We start from the raw sequence: 17,153 nt of genomic DNA, 5'->3' as shown, positions 1-17,153 counted from the left end.
CCCATGTTGACGTTATGTTGAAATTCGGCGCACACGCCTTCTGCTGGGAGGGCGACTGGACAGACGAGATCGGCGACCGCGTGATCGAGCAGGCCGCCCGCGCGGGGCTCGACTTCATCGAGATTCCCCTGCTGCATCCGGAGACCTTCGACGCCAGGCGCCACCGCCGTCATCTGGAGGCTGTAGGGCTGGCCTGCGTCAGTTCGCTGGGTCTGCCAAGGGATGCCCACATGCCCCACGAACCCGAGAAGGCCGTCACCTTCCTGACCGGCGTGCTCGACCGCATGGAGGAACTCGGCGCACGCGACCTGACCGGCTGCACGGGCTATTCCATCGGCGTGCTCACCGGGCAGGGGCCGACGTCACAGGAACTCGACCGCATGGTGGACGGCCTAGCCCGCGTCACCGAGGACGCCCGCTCGCGCGGCATCGGGGTCGGGCTGGAGGCGATCAACCGCTACGAGACCTACATGGTGAACACGCTGGATGACGCGCTGGCGGTCGTGAACCGGGTCGGCTCGGACAACCTGCGCGTGCACGCCGACACCTACCACATGAACATCGAGGAGACGAACCTGCGCGAAGCCCTGGGCCGCGTGAAGGGCAAGCTGAATTTCATCCACATGAGCGAGAGCCACCGGGGTCTGGTGGGAACGGGCACCGTGCCCTGGGAGGACGTCTGGCAGGGGCTGGCCGATATCGAATTCAGCGGCTATCTGACGCTGGAATCCTTCGCCGCCCCGAACGCCGAGCTGGCGGCGGCCACCTGCATCTGGAAGCCGCCTCGGCACAGCGGGCAGGAACTCGCGCAGGGGGGGCTGGCGTTCCTGCGCGAGGGGGCCACCCGCCACGGGCTGATGTAGGCGGCGCCCCGGCCCGAAGTCACCCGCCACCCGGACGACTTGACCTACACTGGAGGGAACACCCTTGTTCGTGGTTCGGCGGCGCGGCCCTCCCTGGCCCTGGCCGCCCCCAGAGTCCTCCCTTCCTCGCGGAAGCGGAGTCGCCTTCCCGATCAGGACGATAAGGAGCCGCCATGACCACCCAGGTGCCCACGCCCGCCACGGATATTCCCCCCCAGACGCCCTCCCACGAGGTACGCAACTGGCTCATGGCTTTCGGCGGGGCGCTGGAACGCCAGGACATCGCCGCCGTGACCGGGCTGTTCGAGCCCGGCGGCTTCTGGCGCGATCTGCTGAGCTTTACCTGGAACATCAAGACCCTGGAGGGCCGTGAGCCCATCGCGGACATGCTGCGGGCCCAGCTCGCGGGCGCCTTGCCGTCGAACTGGGAGCTGGAGGGCGAGGCGACCGAGGCCGGCGGCGTCACCGAGGCGTGGTTGACCTTCGACACGGCCGTCTCGCGCGGGCGCGGGCACCTGCGCCTGCGGGACGGTCAGGCCTGGACGCTGCTGACCACCATGCTGGAGCTGAAAGGGCATGAGGAGCGCACGGGTTCCAGACGAGAGCGGGGCGCCGAGCACGGCGCGGTGGCGGATCGAAAAAACTGGCTGGATCGCAAGATGCAGGAGGAGGCCGAACTGGGCCACAGCCGCCAGCCCTACACCGTGATCATCGGCGGCGGGCAGGGTGGGATCGCGCTGGGGGCACGGCTGCGGCGCCTCGGTGTGCCGACCCTCATCATCGAGAAGCATGAGCGGCCCGGCGACTCGTGGCGCAAGAGATACCACTCGCTGTGCCTGCACGATCCCGTGTGGTACGACCACCTGCCGTACCTGCCCTTTCCCGAGGACTGGCCGGTCTTCTCGCCCAAGGACAAGATCGCCGACTGGCTGGAGATGTACACCCGCATCATGGAACTCAACTACTGGGGGGGCACCGAGGCGAAGAGTGCCCGCTGGGACGACCAGAAGCAGGAGTGGGAGGTCAGGGTCGTGCGCGGCGGGCAGGAGGTCGTGCTGCGCCCGAAACAGCTGGTCATGGCGACCGGCATGTCGGGCATCCCCAATACCCCCAGTTTCCCCGGCATGGACTCCTTCCAGGGCACCCAGGTGCATTCCAGCGCCTTCCGGGGCGGCGAGGAGTGGCGCGGCAGGAAGGCCGTGGTGGTCGGCAGCAACAACTCCGCGCACGACATCTGCGCCGACCTCTGGGAGCACGGCGCCGACGTGACCATGCTGCAGCGCTCCAGCACCCACATCGCCCGCTCGGAGTCGCTGATGGAGCTCGCGCTGGGCGGCCTGTATTCGGAAGAAGCCCTCAAGAGCGGCATCGGCACCGACATGGCCGACCTGATCTTCGCCTCGATCCCCTACCGGGTGCTGCCCTCCATGCACGTGCCCGTGTACGAGGAGATGGCCCGCCGCGACGCCGACCTCTACGACCGGCTGAAGAAAGCTGGCTTCCTGCTCGACTTCGGCGACGACGGCTCGGGCCTGTTTATGAAATATTTGCGCCGGGGCTCGGGCTATTACATCGACGTGGGCGCCTCCGAACTCGTCGCGGACGGCAAGGTGAAACTCCGGAGCGGCGTGAGCGTCCAGCAGGTTAACGCCCGTTCCTTGACCCTCAGCGACGGCTCCGAGCTGCCCGCCGACCTGATCGTGTACGCCACCGGCTACGGCTCGATGAACGGCTGGGCCGCGAAATTGATCTCGCAGGAGACGGCCGACCGGGTGGGCAAGGTCTGGGGCCTGGGCTCGGGCACGACCAAAGACCCTGGCCCCTGGGAGGGCGAACTGCGGAATATGTGGAAGCCCACGCAGGTGCCGAATCTGTGGTTCCACGGCGGCAACCTGCACCAGTCGCGGCATTACTCGCTCTACCTGAGCCTGCAGCTCAAGGCCCGCATGGAGGGGATTCCCACCCCGGTCTACGGTCTACAGGAAGTCCACCACCTGAGCTGAGGAGGACAGGCAAAACGGCTGGTATGGGCGACATCTGTGCCCGTACCAGCCATCTTGCAGAGATTCAGAGGTGCGTCGTCCCAGTTCCGTATGCCCCCCGCTCCGTGTTCGGAGTCCATCCGGGGCGAAGGAACCTGCTGAGCGGCGAAGCAGAGAAGGTAAGGGGACGGACTGACGCGGCATGGACCCGCAGAGCGCCGCAGGTAAGAAACATCTGGCGCTGTCCTGGATGTCCCGGGATGGAGCGGCAGTCCGTATGACGGGGCGGATTCAGGAGCGCTGGCGGCTTCGCCAGAGCAGGGCGGCGGTGAGGCCGGCCCCGACCACGGCCACGCGCACCAGCCCCGGGTGCAGCGCGGCGGCCGTGTAGGAGCTGGTCTTCTGGACATGGCCGGGATAGTCCCCATGCTCGGAGAGGCGTTCGGAGGGGTGCTCCAGGGCGTTGCGCTCCTGCGGCCGCGGCGGCTCGGCCGATTCGGTGCGCGGGATGATGAAGCCCTCCATCGCCCGGTCGGTCGCCCTCGGGGCCAGACCACCGAACACGGAGATGCCCCGGCCCCCGCTGCCCACCGAGACGTCCCGCACCGGATGGGCGGCGGCGTGCAGGATGGCGCGGGCCACCGTTTCCGGCGCGTATACAGGCGGCACATGCTGCGGCTTGTGCGGCAGGTAGTTCCTGGCATTCAGCGGAAAGGGCGTGTCGATGGGGCCGGGCTTGATCAGCGTGACCGAGACCGGCGCGCCCGAGTCCTCCAGTTCCATCCGCAGCGCGTCGGTGAAGCCCTTGATGGCGTGCTTGGAGGCCGCATAGGTGCCCTGCAGCGGAATGGCCCGCTCGGAGACCGTGCTGCCCACGTTGATCAGCGCGCCGCCCCGTTCCCGGAGTACCCGAACCGCCTCCAGCGAGCCGTACACCAGCCCCCAGTAGTTGATGTCGAACACCCGACGCATGTCCGCCACACTGACCTCGTCCAGCCGGCCGTACATGCCGACCCCGGCGTTGTTCACCCAGGTGTCGAAGCCGCCGAAGGTGTCCTGGGCGGTCTGCGCGATCTGGCGCACGTCCTCCTCACGGCTCACGTCGGCCACCACGGCCACGGCCTGTGCGCCTGCGCCCTTCAGTTCAGCCACGAGGTCGTTCAGCGCCCCCTCGCTGCGGGCCGCCAGTATCAGCTTCGCGCCCGCCCCGGCCGCCCGCCGCGCCGTGCTCAGCCCGATGCCCGAGGACGCCCCGGTGATGACCATGACCTGCCTGGTCAGGGGCTTCAGGGTGAGCCGGCTCACGGCATCTCCTCCGGCTGCGTGAGCCGGCTCGCCAGCACGCTGGTCGCCCCGAAGGCCAGGAACGCGGTGCGGGCGCGGGCGTTGCCGGAGAAGCCGAACAGCCAGGGCGCGCCCATCGCCAGCAGGCCGGCCCCAAAATCTGCCGCCAGGTGCGTGCGGAAGGGAATGACGCGCACGGCGCCCCACTCGGCGCGGGTCAGCAGGGTCGCCAGCAGGACGCCCGCGCCCATCACCTGGCAGGTGCGGACGGCCGTGGAGTCGTCCTGAAAGCCGAAGAGCCGGGGAGCGGCCACGATCGCGGCCGCGTAGGAGTAGTCGGCGGCGCCGTGCAGGCGGCGGGAAATGGGTTTCGCCATGAGCAGTCTCCTTGAAGGGTGAAAGGGCAGCGTGGAGTGCGGGTGGCGGCACACGCCCCGGATGGGATTCGCCCCCCTTAGCCAGAGCCGTCGGCTGGCGCTGATCCGGGCGAGCCCACCAGCCCGTGTTCGCGAACGATGGGGATTGAGACGACGGAGGCGACCGTGAGCCTGTCAACCCGCCTCTCCCGTTGAGCCTGCCGCAGTTCAAGTAAAGCGGCTCTGCTTGCAAGCGGCATGTGATCAACTGGGTGGTCACCCTTCATCGTTCGACATCAGGTGCCCTTTCTTATGAATGTCTGGCCCAGATGATGACTGGGTGAGCCCCTCTTTGCAGTCAATGTGCCAGTTGTTTCCGGATGTCTGTGAAGAGAACCGCGTCACTTCGCGTTGTCGGCGGGGCCGCCCATGTCCGTTCGGGCCGACCTGGCGGACGGAAATCCGCCGATCCGACTCCGTGCCTGCCGTTCCGACTGCAGGACGGACAGGCCCTCCTGAGGCCCTGGGGCCAGGTGCGCCGTCCGCCTTCTTCGCCGCACCACCCGGCGACGAGGTGCAGGCCTGGGAGCCTCAAATTAAGCTAGGATGAGGCCCGACCACTCAAAGGAGTTCCATGCTTCTCGATGCACTTCGTACGAATACCCGCCCGGCGCACGAACGTCTGGAGGCGCGGCTCAGCATCCTGCGGCCCGATCTGACGCTGGCACAGTACACCGACCTGCTCCGGCGTCAGTACCTGCTCTACCTGCCCCTGGAGGCCCAGGTTGGGCGGGCCATTCCTGCCCACTGGTTGGCCCTATTGGACTGGCCGGAGCGGCGCAAGACCCACCTGCTGGGAGCAGACCTGCAGGCGCTCGGCGAGCGCTGGCCGGACGCCGGGGCCAGCGCTGAGACCGTGCGCCCAGCCCTCCCGGACGAGGCGGCGGCCTGGGGGGCGCTGTACGTGCTGGAGGGCGCCACGCTGGGTGGGCAGGTGATCTGCCGGCACCTGGGGCCCCACCTGGGCCTGCAACCGGGAGCGGGCCTGAGCTTCTATGCCAGCTACGGCGCGCTGGTGGGGCCACGCTGGAAGGCCTTCCTGGCGCTGCTCGAACGACGGCACGAGGCGGCGGGGCCGCAGGCCGCGACCTTCCGGGCCGGTGCCGTGCAGGGCGCGTGCGACACCTTCGCCGCCTTCGAACGCTGGGTCGTGCCGGCCCTGGGGCCGCAGCGGGTGGTGGCGTGAGCACCGGAAACGAGAGCATCGGCGCCCAGGTGCGCCTGGGCTCCCAGACGGTCGACCTGACCTCCTGCGACCGCGAGCCCATCCATATTCCGGGCTATGTCCAGCCGCACGGCTTCCTGCTGGTGGTCGACGAGGCGAGCGGCCGGATCGTGCAGGCCAGCGCCAACGCGGCCGACTTCGTGCGTCCGGGGAACGGGGGGCCGGATCAGGCCACGCCGGATCAGACCACGCTGAACCAGGCCGTGCTGGGTCAGCCGCTGGGCGCGCTGCTGGAGCCGGCCAGTCTGGAACAGCTCGCCAGCGCCCGCGAGAACCTGGAGGGCAACCCGCTGCACGTCTTCACGGCCCCCCTCAGGGGCACCGGGGCCCGCTTCGACGTGATCGCGCACCGCCAGGGGGGCCTGCTGCTGCTGGAGCTGGAGCCCGCGCCGCCGCAGGCCCCGAACCCGGTGGATTTCTACCGGCTGATCAAGACCAGTCTGGCCGCGCTGGGAGCAGCCCAGTCGCTCACGGAGTTCGCCCAGGTCGGTGCGCGCGAGGTGCGTGCCCTGAGCGGCTACGACCGGGTCATGATCTACCGCTTCGCCGACGACGGCACCGGCCAGATCATCGCCGAGGACAAGCAGGATGCGCTGACCCCCTTCCTGGGCCTGCACTACCCGGCCTCCGACATCCCCAGGCAGGCGCGGGCGCTGTACGTGCTGAACATGCTGCGGATCGTGGGGGACGTGAACTATGAGCCGGTGCCACTGATTCCCACGCTGCTGCCGACCACCGGGGCGCCCACCGACATGAGCCACTGCGTCCTGCGGAGCGTGTCGCCGGTTCACGTCCAGTACCTGCAGAACATGGGGGTGGGCGCCACCCTGACCATCTCGATCCTGCGCGGCGGCGAGCTGTGGGGCTTGATCGCCTGTCATCACCAGACGCCCCGCCGGGTGGGCTACGACGTGCGCGCCGCCTGTGAGTTCCTGGGACAGGTGATGTCGCTGCAGCTCAGCGCCAAGGAGGAGCACGAGGAGCAGGCCTACCGGCTGCGGCTGGGCCACGCCCGCGCCCGGCTGGTCGAACTGATGGCCCGCCACGACGACCTGATCGAGGGCCTGCTGCAGTCCGATCTCGATCTGCTGGCCTTTCTGGACGCGCCCGGGGCGGCTGTGTGCATCGGCGAGGAGGTGGTGCTGCTGGGCACCACGCCCGCCCGCGCCGAGGTGCTGGAACTGGCCGGCTGGCTGGCCGAGCAGCACGAACTGGCCGACAACGGCCTGATCCACACCGACGCCCTGAGCGATGACTTCGGCCCGGCCCAGGCCTACCAGCGCGAGGCCAGCGGCCTGCTGGCGGTGCAGGTCTCGGCCCGGCGCCAGGATCTGGTGATGTGGTTCCGGCCCGAGCAGGTGCAGACCGTGAGCTGGGGCGGCGATCCCAGCAAGCCGGTCGAGGTGGGCTCGGCGGGCACGGGCGTGCTGGCCGGAAACGAGCCCCGCCTGACCCCGCGCAAGTCCTTCGAGGCCTGGCAGCAGACCGTCCGTGGCCGCAGCGTGCCCTGGCGGCTCTCCGAGCTGGGGGCGGCCCAGGATCTGCGCGCGGCCATCCTGTCGGTGGTGCTGCGCCAGGCCGAGCAGGTGGGGCAGCTCAACGCCGATCTGTCGCGCTCCAACGCCGAGCTGGACGCCTTCGCGTATATCGCCTCGCACGACCTCAAGGAGCCGCTGCGCGGGCTGCACAACTACGCCACCTTCCTGCAGGAGAGTTACAGCGAGCGCATGGACGCCGAGGGCCAGCACAAGCTGGGCACGCTGGTGCGCCTGACCCAGCGCATGGAAGACCTGATCGACTCGCTGCTGCTCTTCTCGCGGGTCGGGCGCGAGGATCTGAGGGTGCAGGAGGCCGATCTGGGCGAGGTGCTCGCGGGCGTGCTGGAGATGCTGCAGGCCCGGCTGGAGCAGGATCGGGTGCAGGTGCGAGTGCCCCGGCCCCTGCCCCGGCTGCGGGTCGACCGGGTGCGGGCCGGTGAGGTCTTCAACAACCTGATCTCCAACGCCATCAAATACACCGACAAGCCCCAGCGCTGGATCGAGATCGGCTCTCTGAGCCCGGCCGAGCGTGGCCCGCTGCGGGTGCCCGAGGGCCTGGGCGAGTCGGCCGACATCTTCTACGTGCGCGATAACGGCATCGGCATCCGCGAGCGGCATCTGGAGGGCATCTTCCGGATCTTCAAGCGGCTGCACGCGCGTGACCAGTTTGGCGGCGGCACGGGCGCGGGCCTGACCATCGCGCGCAAACTGGTCGAGCGGCATGGCGGGCAGCTCTGGGCGCACTCGGAGCTGGGCCAGGGCAGCACCTTCTATTTCACCCTGGAGGCCTGAATGGCGTTGCCCGGCGACCCGGCCCCCCACCCCCTGCCCGCCCCGATCCTGCTGATCGAGGACAGCGACGAAGATTTCGAGGCCGTGCGCTGGGCCATGCGGCGCCTGGGCCGTGAGCTGCCGCTGCTGCGCTGCGCCGACGGCGATTCCGCCCTGGAGCTGCTGCGCGGCGAGGCCGGCGGTGCCGGACAGGGCCCGCTGTGGCCGGCGCTGATCCTGCTCGATCTGAACCTGCCCGGCACCGACGGCCGGGAGGCGCTCGCGGAGCTCAAGCACGACCCCCGCCTGGCCGCCATCCCGGTAGTCGTCCTGACCACCTCCTCGAACCCCCGGGATGTGGCGGACTGCTTCGCCCAGGGCGCCAACAGCTACTTCCTGAAGCCGGTCGACTTCGAGCGCTTCACCGCCCAGCTGCGGCTGCTCCTCGACTTCTGGCTGGGCACGGCGCTGTTGCCGCAGCCCCCGGCGGCGCCGCTTCCAGGCGGCGTGGCCGCAGCGGCGGAGCGCCCGTGAACGGCCCGGAATGGCTCAGTGGCGGGTCGGCCAGCGGTTCGGAACAGCTGACCCGGCCCCTGCGGGTGCTGATCGTGGACGACAGCCCCGAGGACGCCGAGACCTTCAGCACCTACCTGCGCGGCGATCCCCGGCGCCCGCGCCAGTGCGAGACCCTGCCCCTGGGGGAGCTGGCGCTGGAGCGGATGCTCGGCGACCTCCCCGACTGCGTGCTGCTGGACTACAGCCTGCCGGACATGACCGGTCTGGAGTGGCTCGAGCAGGCCCGCCCCGGATGCGCGGTGGTGATGCTGACCGGCCTGGGCGACGAGGCGGTGGCGGTGGCCGCCATGAAGGCCGGGGCGCAGGACTATCTGGTCAAGGGCCGGCTGAGCGCCGAAACGCTGCGGCGCGCCCTCGACGGCGCGGTGGAGCGCTACGAGCTGCAGCGCCGGCTGGCCCAGGCCAACGCCCGGACGGCGAGCGTGCTGGCCAGTGTCACGGACGCCTTCATGGCGCTCGACGCCACGTTCCACGTGCAGTACCTCAATGCCGCCGCCGAGACCCTGACCCGGCGCCGGGCTGGTTCGCCGCCGAATCCGCCGCTGGCCCCCCTGCTGGGAGCGTCGCTGTGGGAGGTCTTTCCCTGGCTGGAGAGCCATGAGCTGGGCGAGCAGCTGCGCGGCGCCCAGCGCGAGCGCTTCGTGGTGCGGCTGGAAACCCAGCTCTCACCCCTCGACGGCTGGTACGAGGTGCGGATCTACCCGGCCGACGACGGCCTGACCGTCTACTTCAGCGATGTCAGCGAGCGGCGGCAGGCCCAGGCGCTGAGCCTGCGCGCCTCGGAGCGGCTGGAGCGGCTGCACCGGGCGGGGGTAGCCCTGAACGCCGCGCGCTCGCTGGCGGAGGTCACCGCCTGCATCGTCCGGCAGGCGGCGGCCGTGTTCGGCGCGGTGGGCGGCACCCTGGCCCTGCAGCACCTCAGCGAGCCGGTGCTGCAGATCAGCGACACCTTCGGGGTCAGCGACGAGGAGGTGCGGGCCTGGCCGCTGCTGCCGCTGGCCGCGCCCTTTCCGCTGTGCGACGCCGTGCGCTCGCGCGAACCGGTGCTGCTGGGCACGCGGGAGGAAGCCACCTTGTGGTATCCCCGGCTCTTCGACTCCGGGGAGCCGCACGGCCACCAGGCCTGGGCCGCCGTGCCGCTGCTGCGCGGCGATCAGGTGCTGGGCAGCCTGGGCCTGATGTTCGGCACCCCCCAGCCCTTCGAGTCCGACGAGCGCACCCTGATGCTGGCCTACGCCGAGCTGGGCGCCCAGGCGCTGGCCCGCGCCCAGATCTTCGAGGCCGAGCGGGAACTGCGCGCCAGCCTGGAACGGCGGGTGGAGGCCCGCACCGCCGAGCTGCGGCAGTCCAACCGCGAGCTGGAGCAGTTCGCGTCGGTGGCCAGCCACGACCTGCGCGAGCCCCTGCGAACCATTTCCAGCTACGCCCAGCTGCTGGCCGGCCGCTACGGCCCCGAACTCGACGATCGCGGCGTCCGCTACCTGAACTTCATCCTCGACGGCACCGGGCGCCTCCACCGGCTGATCGAGGATCTGCTGGCCCTGTCGCGGGTCGGCACCCACGGCTCGACCTTCAGCCTGACCGACACCGGCGCCCTGCTGGACAACACCCTGAAGCTGCTGGGCACCGCCATCGAGGAGTCGGGCGCCAGGGTCAGCACCCAGGCGCTGCCGCAGGTGACGGCGGACGCCACCCAGCTGGGCCAGCTCTTTCAGAACCTGATCGCCAACGCCCTCAAGTTCCGCCGCGCCGGAGTGGCGCCCCAGGTGCAGGTCGGCGCCGCGCGTGAGGGGGCCTACTGGCGCTTCACGGTCGCCGACAACGGTCTGGGTATCGCGCCGGAGCACGCCGAGCAGGTCTTCCACCTGTTCCAGCGCCTGCATCACCGCGAGGAGTATCCGGGCAACGGGATCGGCCTGTCGGTGTGCCAGAAGATCGTCGTCCGGCACGGGGGCCGCATCGGCGTGGACTCGCTGCCCGGCCAGGGCTCCACCTTCTGGTTCACCCTGCCCGCCACGCCCGCTTCCCTCACGGTGACCGGGGAGGCCGAGCCGCGTGGCTGAGCCGCCGTTCCAGGTGTTGCTGGTCGAGGATGACGTGGCCGATCAGCTGCTGCTCAAGGAGGCCGCGGATCTCAGTGGGCTGCCGTGTACCCTGCACTTCACCCGCGACGGCCACGAGGCGCTGGCGTTCCTGCGCCGGCCCGGCGGCGTGCGGCCCCATCTGGTGCTGCTCGACCTGAACATGCCGGGCAAGGGCGGGCTGGAGGTCTTGCGCGAGGCCCGCGCCGATCCGGCCCTGCGCTCGCTGCCCATCGTGGTGCTCACCAACTCCAACGCGGCGGGCGACGTGACGCGCTGCTACGCCGCCGGGGCCAGCGCCTACGTGTGCAAGTCGATGCAGCTGGAGACCTTCCTGAACACGGTGCAGACCACCCTCACGTACTGGTGCCAGGGCACCCTGCTGCCCGGCTGAGGGCCTGTATCCTGGGGCCCTGTACCCGAGGTTCCGGCCCCTGGGGGACGTATCCTGAGCTATGTCCACGCCGCTCTCCCATGACACGCTCCACCCACAGGAGTCCCGGCGCCACCTGCGCTGGGTCACCGACCGACAGGGGCGCGCGCTGGATTCCACGCGGGCCGGTTCGGCGGACGACCTGCTCGCCCGGGTGCCGCCGGACGACCGGCCGGCCCTGGGCACCCTGCTGGCATCGACCGGGCCGGCCTTCGAAACCGACCTCCACCTCAGCGGTCTTAACGGTCCGGGCACCCAGGCCGAGCCGCGCTGGTTCCGCCTGAGTGGCGAGTGGCAGGAGGCCGCTGGCAGCCTCGCGGCCCATTGGCGGATCAGCGCCGTGGACATCCACGACCTCAAGGAGGCGCAGACGCAGCGCGACGTGCTACAGGCCCTGACGGACGCCAGCCCGAACTGCATCAAGGTGCTGGATCTCGGCGCCCACCTGCTCTCGATGAACGAGGGCGGGCAGGCCACCATGGAGATCGACGACTTCGAGGTCTGCCGGGGCCTGCTCTGGCCCACGTTCTGGCAGGGCGAGGCCCGGGCGCAGGTCGAGGCGGCCCTCGAACGGGCACGTCAGGGAGAGCGCACCACCTTCGAGGCCCAGACTGCGACCTGGAAGGGCACCCCCCGCTGGTGGGAGGTGACCGTGGGGCCGCTCTACGACACGCGGGGCCAGCTCCGGCACCTCAGCGCGGTCTCGCGCGACATCACCTCGCGCCGCGAGGCCCAGGACGCCGTGACCGCCCTGGACGCCTTCGTGGCCTTCACCGAGGCGGCCGGCGCGATCACCGACGTGCAGGTGCTGGCCGGGGCCGCCCTGCAGGTGCTGCGCGCCACGCTGGGCGAGGTCAGCGCCGCCTACCACACCCTGGAGGGAGACCTCTGGAAGGCCCAGGTCTGGACGGACGACTTCTCCCCGGAGGTGGTCGCGCGCCTGACCGCCGGCATTCCCGTGAGTTCGCCGAGCTTCGCCGAGGTGCGGCGCAGCGGCGAGGTGGTCTTCGTGGACGGCTGGGAGGCCGAGCAGGAGGGACTGGCCGAGACCCGTTCCTACGGCGCCGCCGCCTTCTCGCCCAGCTTCGTGGGGCAGAGCGTGGGCAGCCTGCTCACCATGGGCACCCGGCGCCGGGCCTGGACTGCGCGCGAACAGGCGGTGTTCCGGGCCGTGGGCCGCAGCCTGACGCTGGCCCTGGAACGCGCCGAGGCGACCCGGCTGCTGGGCGAGCACCGCCTGGAGCTGCAGGCCCGCACCCGCGCCCTGGAGGGCTTCGCGGCCCTGACCCACGACCTGACCCTGCAGAGCGATCCCCTTGCCCTGGTGCGGCAGGCGATGGAGATGGTGCTCTCGCTGCTCCCCCCGGGCTACGCCAATTTCTGGCAGCTGCGGGGCGACACCTGGCAGGCGACCACCCAGGTCGGCACGGTCGGGTCGGCGGAGCTGCAGACCGCGATCGACGCGGGCTTCCCGGCCGGTCAGGTGCTGTCGCTGGACCGGCCCCTGCAGACCCGGGAGCCCTGGTTCCAGGACGTCTACAACCCGCAGCAGGACATCGACCCGGCCCTGGTGGCGCATCTGGGCACGGTCGCCACCCTGCCGGTGCTGGTAAACGGCGTGGTGCTGGGCATCTTCTGTGTCCCGCTGTTCGATCAGCGCTCCTGGGGCACAGCCGACCGGGTGGTGCTGACCACCACGGTTCGCAGCCTGGGGCTGGCGCTGGAGGGCGCGCAGGGGGTGGCGGCGCTGGCCGAGGAGAGGCGCAAGCTGGAGGCCGCCAACGAGGAACTCGAAGCCTTCGCCTACTCGGTCTCGCACGACCTGCGCACGCCGGTGCGGCACATCCTGGGCTTCCATGCCCTGCTGCGCCGGGGCCTGGCCGAGCATCTGGACGAAAAGTCCGGACGCTACCTCGACGTGATCGAGGAGGCCGCCCAGCGCATGAACACCCTGATCGACGCCATGCTGGAGCTCTCACGCACCTCGCGCCTGCCGCTCAGGTCACGTCTGGTCGATCTGGGGGCGGTCGTGGACGGCGTGATCCAGACCCTGCGCCCGGATCTGAACGGGCGCGAGGTGCAGTGGAAGATCGGGCCGCTGCCGATGGTGCAGGGTGATCCGGACACCCTGCAGCAGGTGATCGAGAACCTGCTGTCCAACGCCCTGAAGTACAGCCGCGAGCGCGAGGTCTCGGTGATCGAGGTCGGGGCCGAGGAGCACGAGGCCGAGTGGGCGGTGTGGGTGCGCGACAACGGCGCGGGCTTCGACCCCCGCTATCAGGACAAGCTGTTCGGGGTCTTCCAGCGCCTGCACCGCCACGACGAATTCGAGGGCGTGGGGGTGGGGCTGGCCAACGTCCGCCGGATCGTGCATCGCCACGGCGGTCAGGTGCAGGCCAGCGGTCAGGTCGATCACGGCGCGACCTTCCGGTTTACCCTGCCGAAGTAGGGCGGCGGGAGGCAGACGCGCGGAAGAGAGGCGGCCACTCCACGCGGGCGCCGGCGCTGGACAAGCGGCATGGAGGGCACCTACGAGCGTGACCACAGCCACGACCTCCTGAATCCCGCGTCAGAAGGTCGTGGCTGCGAGTCAGAAGGTCGTGGTGCGGTGGCGACCCGCCAGGATCAGCGCACGGCGAAGGGGCGGGCCATGCCCAGAGCGAAGTGCGGCTTGCCCCCCTGCGCGGCGCTGGGGATCAGGCACAGCAGCAGGTAATCGCCCGCTTCCAGGTTCAGGTCGGCGTAGCTGCTGCGGCCCTTGTTCACGGCCTGCAGCCCGCCCACCGGCATGGCCGCCTGAGGCCCGGCCGGGTTGGCGAGGCCCGCCAGCGCGTCGGCCACGGTCTTGCCGGGCAGCAGCCTGAAGATCATGGCCTCGTGGGGTTCCGGGCCCTTGTTCACGATCTGCCAGACCTGCTTGCCGGCTTTGATGGAGCCGGGCATCTGGAAACCGAAGTCCTCCAGCGAGATCTGGACGTCGGCCCTGGGGGCGGCGTTCGCGGTGCCGGCAGTGGCGTCGCCGGCGGCCGCCTGCACCTGGAAGGCGTTCAACATGCCCAGGGCCAGGTGGGGCACCCCTTTGGCGTCGGGCACGAAGCACAGCTGCACGTAGGTGCCGGGCCGGTTGAGGTTCACGGTCGCCGTCTGCGAGGCGCCGGGCAGCAGCAGGCCCACGCCGCCCACGAACTCGACTCCGGCGGCGGCGGCCTCGCCGCGCGCCTTGAGGTCGGCCACGAAGGCGTCGAAGGTCTGACCGTCGGGCAGGCGGGCGATCTGGAAGTGGTGCAGCTCCTTGCCGGTGTTCTTGAACGCGAAGGTCGTCCAGCCGGTGGTCATCGGGGCCAGGGTGGTGAAGGCGTAGTCCTTGCCCTCGACCTGGGCGGCGCCGTGGCCCGCGTGGGCCAGCGAGGTGCTGCCGAGGGCGAGGGCGGCGCTCAGGGTGCCGAGCAGCAGGGGGCGCAGGATGCTCTGGATGGCAGTGCTGTTCATGGGAGTCTCCTTCGGCCGGGCGTACCCGGACTGCGCCCACCGTAAGAGAAGGCCCGTGATTGGAGAGTGATTGAACGTGACAGGGCCGCGAGCCGGTTCCACGGATGCCGGGTGGATCGGGTTCCTCTCGCCTGGGACGCTCAGTCGCCGGGAGCCAGTGGGGCGGCCCGGCGCCGGCGTGCGCGGGCCGCCAGGGCGCCGTATACCACGGCCCCGAGGGCGCCCAGCGCGGCGAAGCGCGGTGTGGACATCAGGGCGCACAGGCCGGCGCCGCCCAGGATCAGCGCCAGCCACCACAGGGCGGAGTGAAGGCGGCGCAGTGCCCCGGCCAGGGGCACGACCAGCAGCGTGAAGGCCAGGGCGACCGGCACCGCGAACATCAGCGAGAAGGCCAGCAGGCCCAGCCACGCGTAACCGGCCTCCGCGAGCGCCGCCTGGGGATCGCTGACGATCCAGGCCAGCACCAGCAGGGTGGTCAGGGCGAGCACCGTGAGCAGCGCGGCCAGCAGCGCCCACCCGAGGTGCAGCAGCCCCCGGCCCATGACCTGCCGGGGGCGCGCGGCCGCTCCTGCCCCGGGCTGAGTGGCGCTCATGCGGGCCCACAGGCCGGCTGCGTGGCGCCGGGAATCCGCCGGACGACCGCGCCGGAGCGGGCATCGAGCACCAGCAGCTCGAAGGCGCCGGGCGCCGGCTGAAGGTTGCGCTGCGCCCCGAGTTCCTGCGCCCCGAGTTCCTGGGGACGCGGCCGCGCCACGCTCAGGGCCAGGTGGCGGCTGTCGGCCAGCCAGCACGCGCCGGCCAGCACCACCGTGCGACCGGGCAGGGGACGGGTGGCCTCCACCACCCGCACGGTGCGGGCCCGCAGGTCGGCCACGAACGCCAGGGTGGGGCTCTCGGCAGCGCTGACATGCCGGGTCTGGAGCAGCAGCAGCCGCTGTCCGTCGGGCGAGGGCCGAAGTTCGAGGGCGCTTCCGGCCAGGGCGCCGATCCAGCCCAGCGCCGAGAGGCGCACCTCCTGAACGTCGAGCCGAAGGACGGCGAAGGTCGTCGTGCCGCCGCTGCCCACCCCCCAGCCGGCATTCGTGGCGACGAACACCTGCCGCCCGTCACGGGTCACTTCCGGGCGGGTGATCACCCAGTTCGCGGCGTCCCGCTGCGCTGCGGGGTCGAGACCGCTGGTGAAGGCCCTGAGCCCCGGCTGGGCCTTCAGGGCGCTCATCAGCGTCTGCGGCAGCGCCCGGCTGAAGACCTCGGTGCCGGGCCGCGCGCCGGGGCCGTACAGCACCACCCCTGGCTCGTCGGGCGAGGCCACGCTGCCCAGTTCGGCCGTGACCTCGCCGTCACTGGAGGTGCTGCGGCTCAGGAACGTGCGTTCGGGGCTCAGCCGCGCCGGGCCGGGCCATTTCCAGCCGCGCAGGCCCGCGTCGGTGCCCACCTGCAGCTCGCGGCCGTCGCCCGACCAGTCGAGCCAGCGCGCCCGCAGGCCCTCAGGCGCGGCGGGCAGCCGGACAGCGGCCGTGTAGGGGGCGGCGCTCAGCCAGGGGGTCAGTGGGGGCACGGTCTCGCCCGAGACGCTGGCCCCGGCCGGGCCGGTGAAGTAGGCCAGCGCCCCACCGACCGGCGCGGCCGCCAGCAGCGCGGCCCCGCGCGAGTTCGGCAGGCGCTGCGGCCGTGCATCGGGGTGCCCCAGCACCCAGGCGGCGCCGCCCTGCAGGTAGGCCAGCCGGCCGCTGGGCGCGGTCGCGGCCAGAGCGGTCATGCTCAGGGCGCCGCACAGCAGCCCGCAGGCGAGGGTTCGGAGGTGAGGTCGGCGGGTCGGCAACATGGCGCACTCCTGTGATCCTGATTCAGCTGGATTCCCGTCTCAGGGCAGCGTGTTCTCGAATTCGGCCAGTTCGTTCAGGTAGGTCTTGAACCAGGCCACGAAATTGGCGCGGGTGTAGCCCCCCTGCAGGAGGTAGGTGCCGTCCAGATAGGCGCCGTCCTTGTCGAGGTAGGCCTGTGTGTACCAGTCGGCATTCCACTTGGCGAGCATGGGGCCCAGCTCGGCGCTGTCCTGGCCGACCTCGAAGCCGTTGCTGGCGGTGACCCGCGTGCACACCCCGGCCTTGCAGCCGGAAAAATACAGCCAGACGGTGTCCTCGCCCGACCCCACCTGGATGGACGGCGAGGTCTTGGCGTCGCCTGGCTTCAGCGTCGGCTGGTACCCGGCGCTCCTGAGCACCTGCACCAGCGTGGCCGGCGTGGCGTCGAGGACTTCGCCGGTCGCGGCCAGCGCCGGGGAGAGGGTGAGCAGGGTCAGGGCGGGCCAGAGGGTCTTGTTCATGGCCCGACCGTACCGGTGGGGGCGTGATCCGGGGATGACTGGGATCCGAATGGGAGCCCCTGGGCGGGCGTCTGGACACCCTCCAGTGCTGTCTGCCTCCCGAGCTGGCCGGTGGCGATTCGGGCAAAGAGCCTTCAGCCAGAGGTCGGGCACAGAGGGGGGCCGCGCC

The 17,153-nt window shown here is 70.9% G+C and carries 14 protein-coding genes; 8 read left to right on the top strand and 6 right to left on the bottom strand.

Translation table 11 applies throughout. From position 1 onward, the window contains the following. Positions 1-14: 14 nt before the first annotated feature. Complete coding sequence (locus tag CVO96_RS18800) at positions 15-863, top strand: sugar phosphate isomerase/epimerase family protein (protein WP_103313995.1); 849 nt, start codon at positions 15-17, stop codon at positions 861-863. 173 nt (positions 864-1,036) lie between these two features. Next, complete coding sequence (locus CVO96_RS18795) at positions 1,037-2,866, top strand: flavin-containing monooxygenase (RefSeq protein WP_103313994.1); 1,830 nt, start codon at positions 1,037-1,039, stop codon at positions 2,864-2,866. 270 nt (positions 2,867-3,136) lie between these two features. On the opposite strand, the gene CVO96_RS18790 is transcribed toward CVO96_RS18795, so the two are convergent. Next, complete coding sequence (locus CVO96_RS18790) at positions 3,137-4,150, bottom strand: SDR family oxidoreductase (RefSeq protein ID WP_243398512.1); 1,014 nt, start codon at positions 4,148-4,150, stop codon at positions 3,137-3,139. Next, the gene (locus CVO96_RS18785; protein WP_103313993.1) at positions 4,147-4,506 is read right to left on the bottom strand and encodes an SPW repeat domain-containing protein; all 360 of its coding nucleotides are present in this window, start codon (positions 4,504-4,506) and stop codon (positions 4,147-4,149) included. The genes CVO96_RS18790 and CVO96_RS18785 overlap by 4 nt, the downstream gene beginning before the upstream one ends. Positions 4,507-5,119: 613 nt before the next feature. On the opposite strand from CVO96_RS18785, the gene CVO96_RS18780 reads away from it, so the two are divergent. The 6 genes from CVO96_RS18780 (at position 5,120) to CVO96_RS18755 (ending at position 13,618) form a co-directional block, all read left to right on the top strand. Further along, complete coding sequence (locus tag CVO96_RS18780) at positions 5,120-5,731, top strand: biliverdin-producing heme oxygenase (protein ID WP_103313992.1); 612 nt, start codon at positions 5,120-5,122, stop codon at positions 5,729-5,731. Beyond that, positions 5,728-8,100, top strand: a complete 2,373-nt coding sequence (locus CVO96_RS18775; protein WP_207795385.1) for an ATP-binding protein — start codon at positions 5,728-5,730, stop codon at positions 8,098-8,100. The genes CVO96_RS18780 and CVO96_RS18775 overlap by 4 nt, the downstream gene beginning before the upstream one ends. After that, entirely contained in the window at positions 8,101-8,613 is a 513-nt protein-coding gene (locus CVO96_RS18770) for a response regulator (protein ID WP_103313991.1), read from the top strand. Next, complete coding sequence (locus CVO96_RS18765) at positions 8,610-10,718, top strand: ATP-binding protein (RefSeq protein WP_165795439.1); 2,109 nt, start codon at positions 8,610-8,612, stop codon at positions 10,716-10,718. Before CVO96_RS18770 ends, CVO96_RS18765 begins: the two co-directional genes overlap by 4 nt. Next, on the top strand, positions 10,711-11,130 hold the full coding sequence (locus tag CVO96_RS18760; RefSeq protein WP_103313989.1) for a response regulator: 420 nt from the start codon (positions 10,711-10,713) through the stop codon (positions 11,128-11,130). Before CVO96_RS18765 ends, CVO96_RS18760 begins: the two co-directional genes overlap by 8 nt. Before the next feature lie 61 nt (positions 11,131-11,191). Further along, positions 11,192-13,618, top strand: coding sequence for an ATP-binding protein (locus CVO96_RS18755; protein WP_207795384.1), 2,427 nt, complete (start codon positions 11,192-11,194; stop codon positions 13,616-13,618). A 176-nt stretch (positions 13,619-13,794) separates the two neighbouring features. Here the strand turns inward: CVO96_RS18755 and CVO96_RS18750 are convergent, their stop codons facing one another. The 4 genes from CVO96_RS18750 to CVO96_RS18735 all read right to left on the bottom strand — a co-directional run bounded on the left by CVO96_RS18750 (position 13,795) and on the right by CVO96_RS18735 (position 16,984). Next, positions 13,795-14,658, bottom strand: a complete 864-nt coding sequence (locus tag CVO96_RS18750; RefSeq protein ID WP_103313988.1) for a hypothetical protein — start codon at positions 14,656-14,658, stop codon at positions 13,795-13,797. Between the two features lie 140 nt (positions 14,659-14,798). Next, a complete protein-coding gene (locus tag CVO96_RS18745) occupies positions 14,799-15,251 on the bottom strand; it encodes a hypothetical protein (protein ID WP_133161858.1) in 453 nt (150 codons plus the stop codon). Then, positions 15,248-16,483 (bottom strand): hypothetical protein, encoded by a 1,236-nt coding sequence (locus CVO96_RS18740; RefSeq protein WP_103313986.1) that lies wholly within the window; start codon positions 16,481-16,483, stop codon positions 15,248-15,250. Before CVO96_RS18740 ends, CVO96_RS18745 begins: the two co-directional genes overlap by 4 nt. 39 nt (positions 16,484-16,522) lie before the next feature. Next, positions 16,523-16,984 carry a YbjN domain-containing protein gene (locus CVO96_RS18735; RefSeq protein WP_103313985.1) on the bottom strand — a complete coding sequence of 154 codons (462 nt, stop codon included), beginning with the start codon at positions 16,982-16,984 and terminating at the stop codon, positions 16,523-16,525. Positions 16,985-17,153 lie beyond the last annotated feature (169 nt).

Source organism: Deinococcus koreensis, from assembly GCF_002901445.1.
Taxonomy (GTDB): Bacteria; Deinococcota; Deinococci; order Deinococcales; family Deinococcaceae; genus Deinococcus; species Deinococcus koreensis.
The sequence above is the reverse complement of the archived record's forward strand: the minus strand, read 5'-3'. Positions and strand labels throughout refer to the sequence as shown.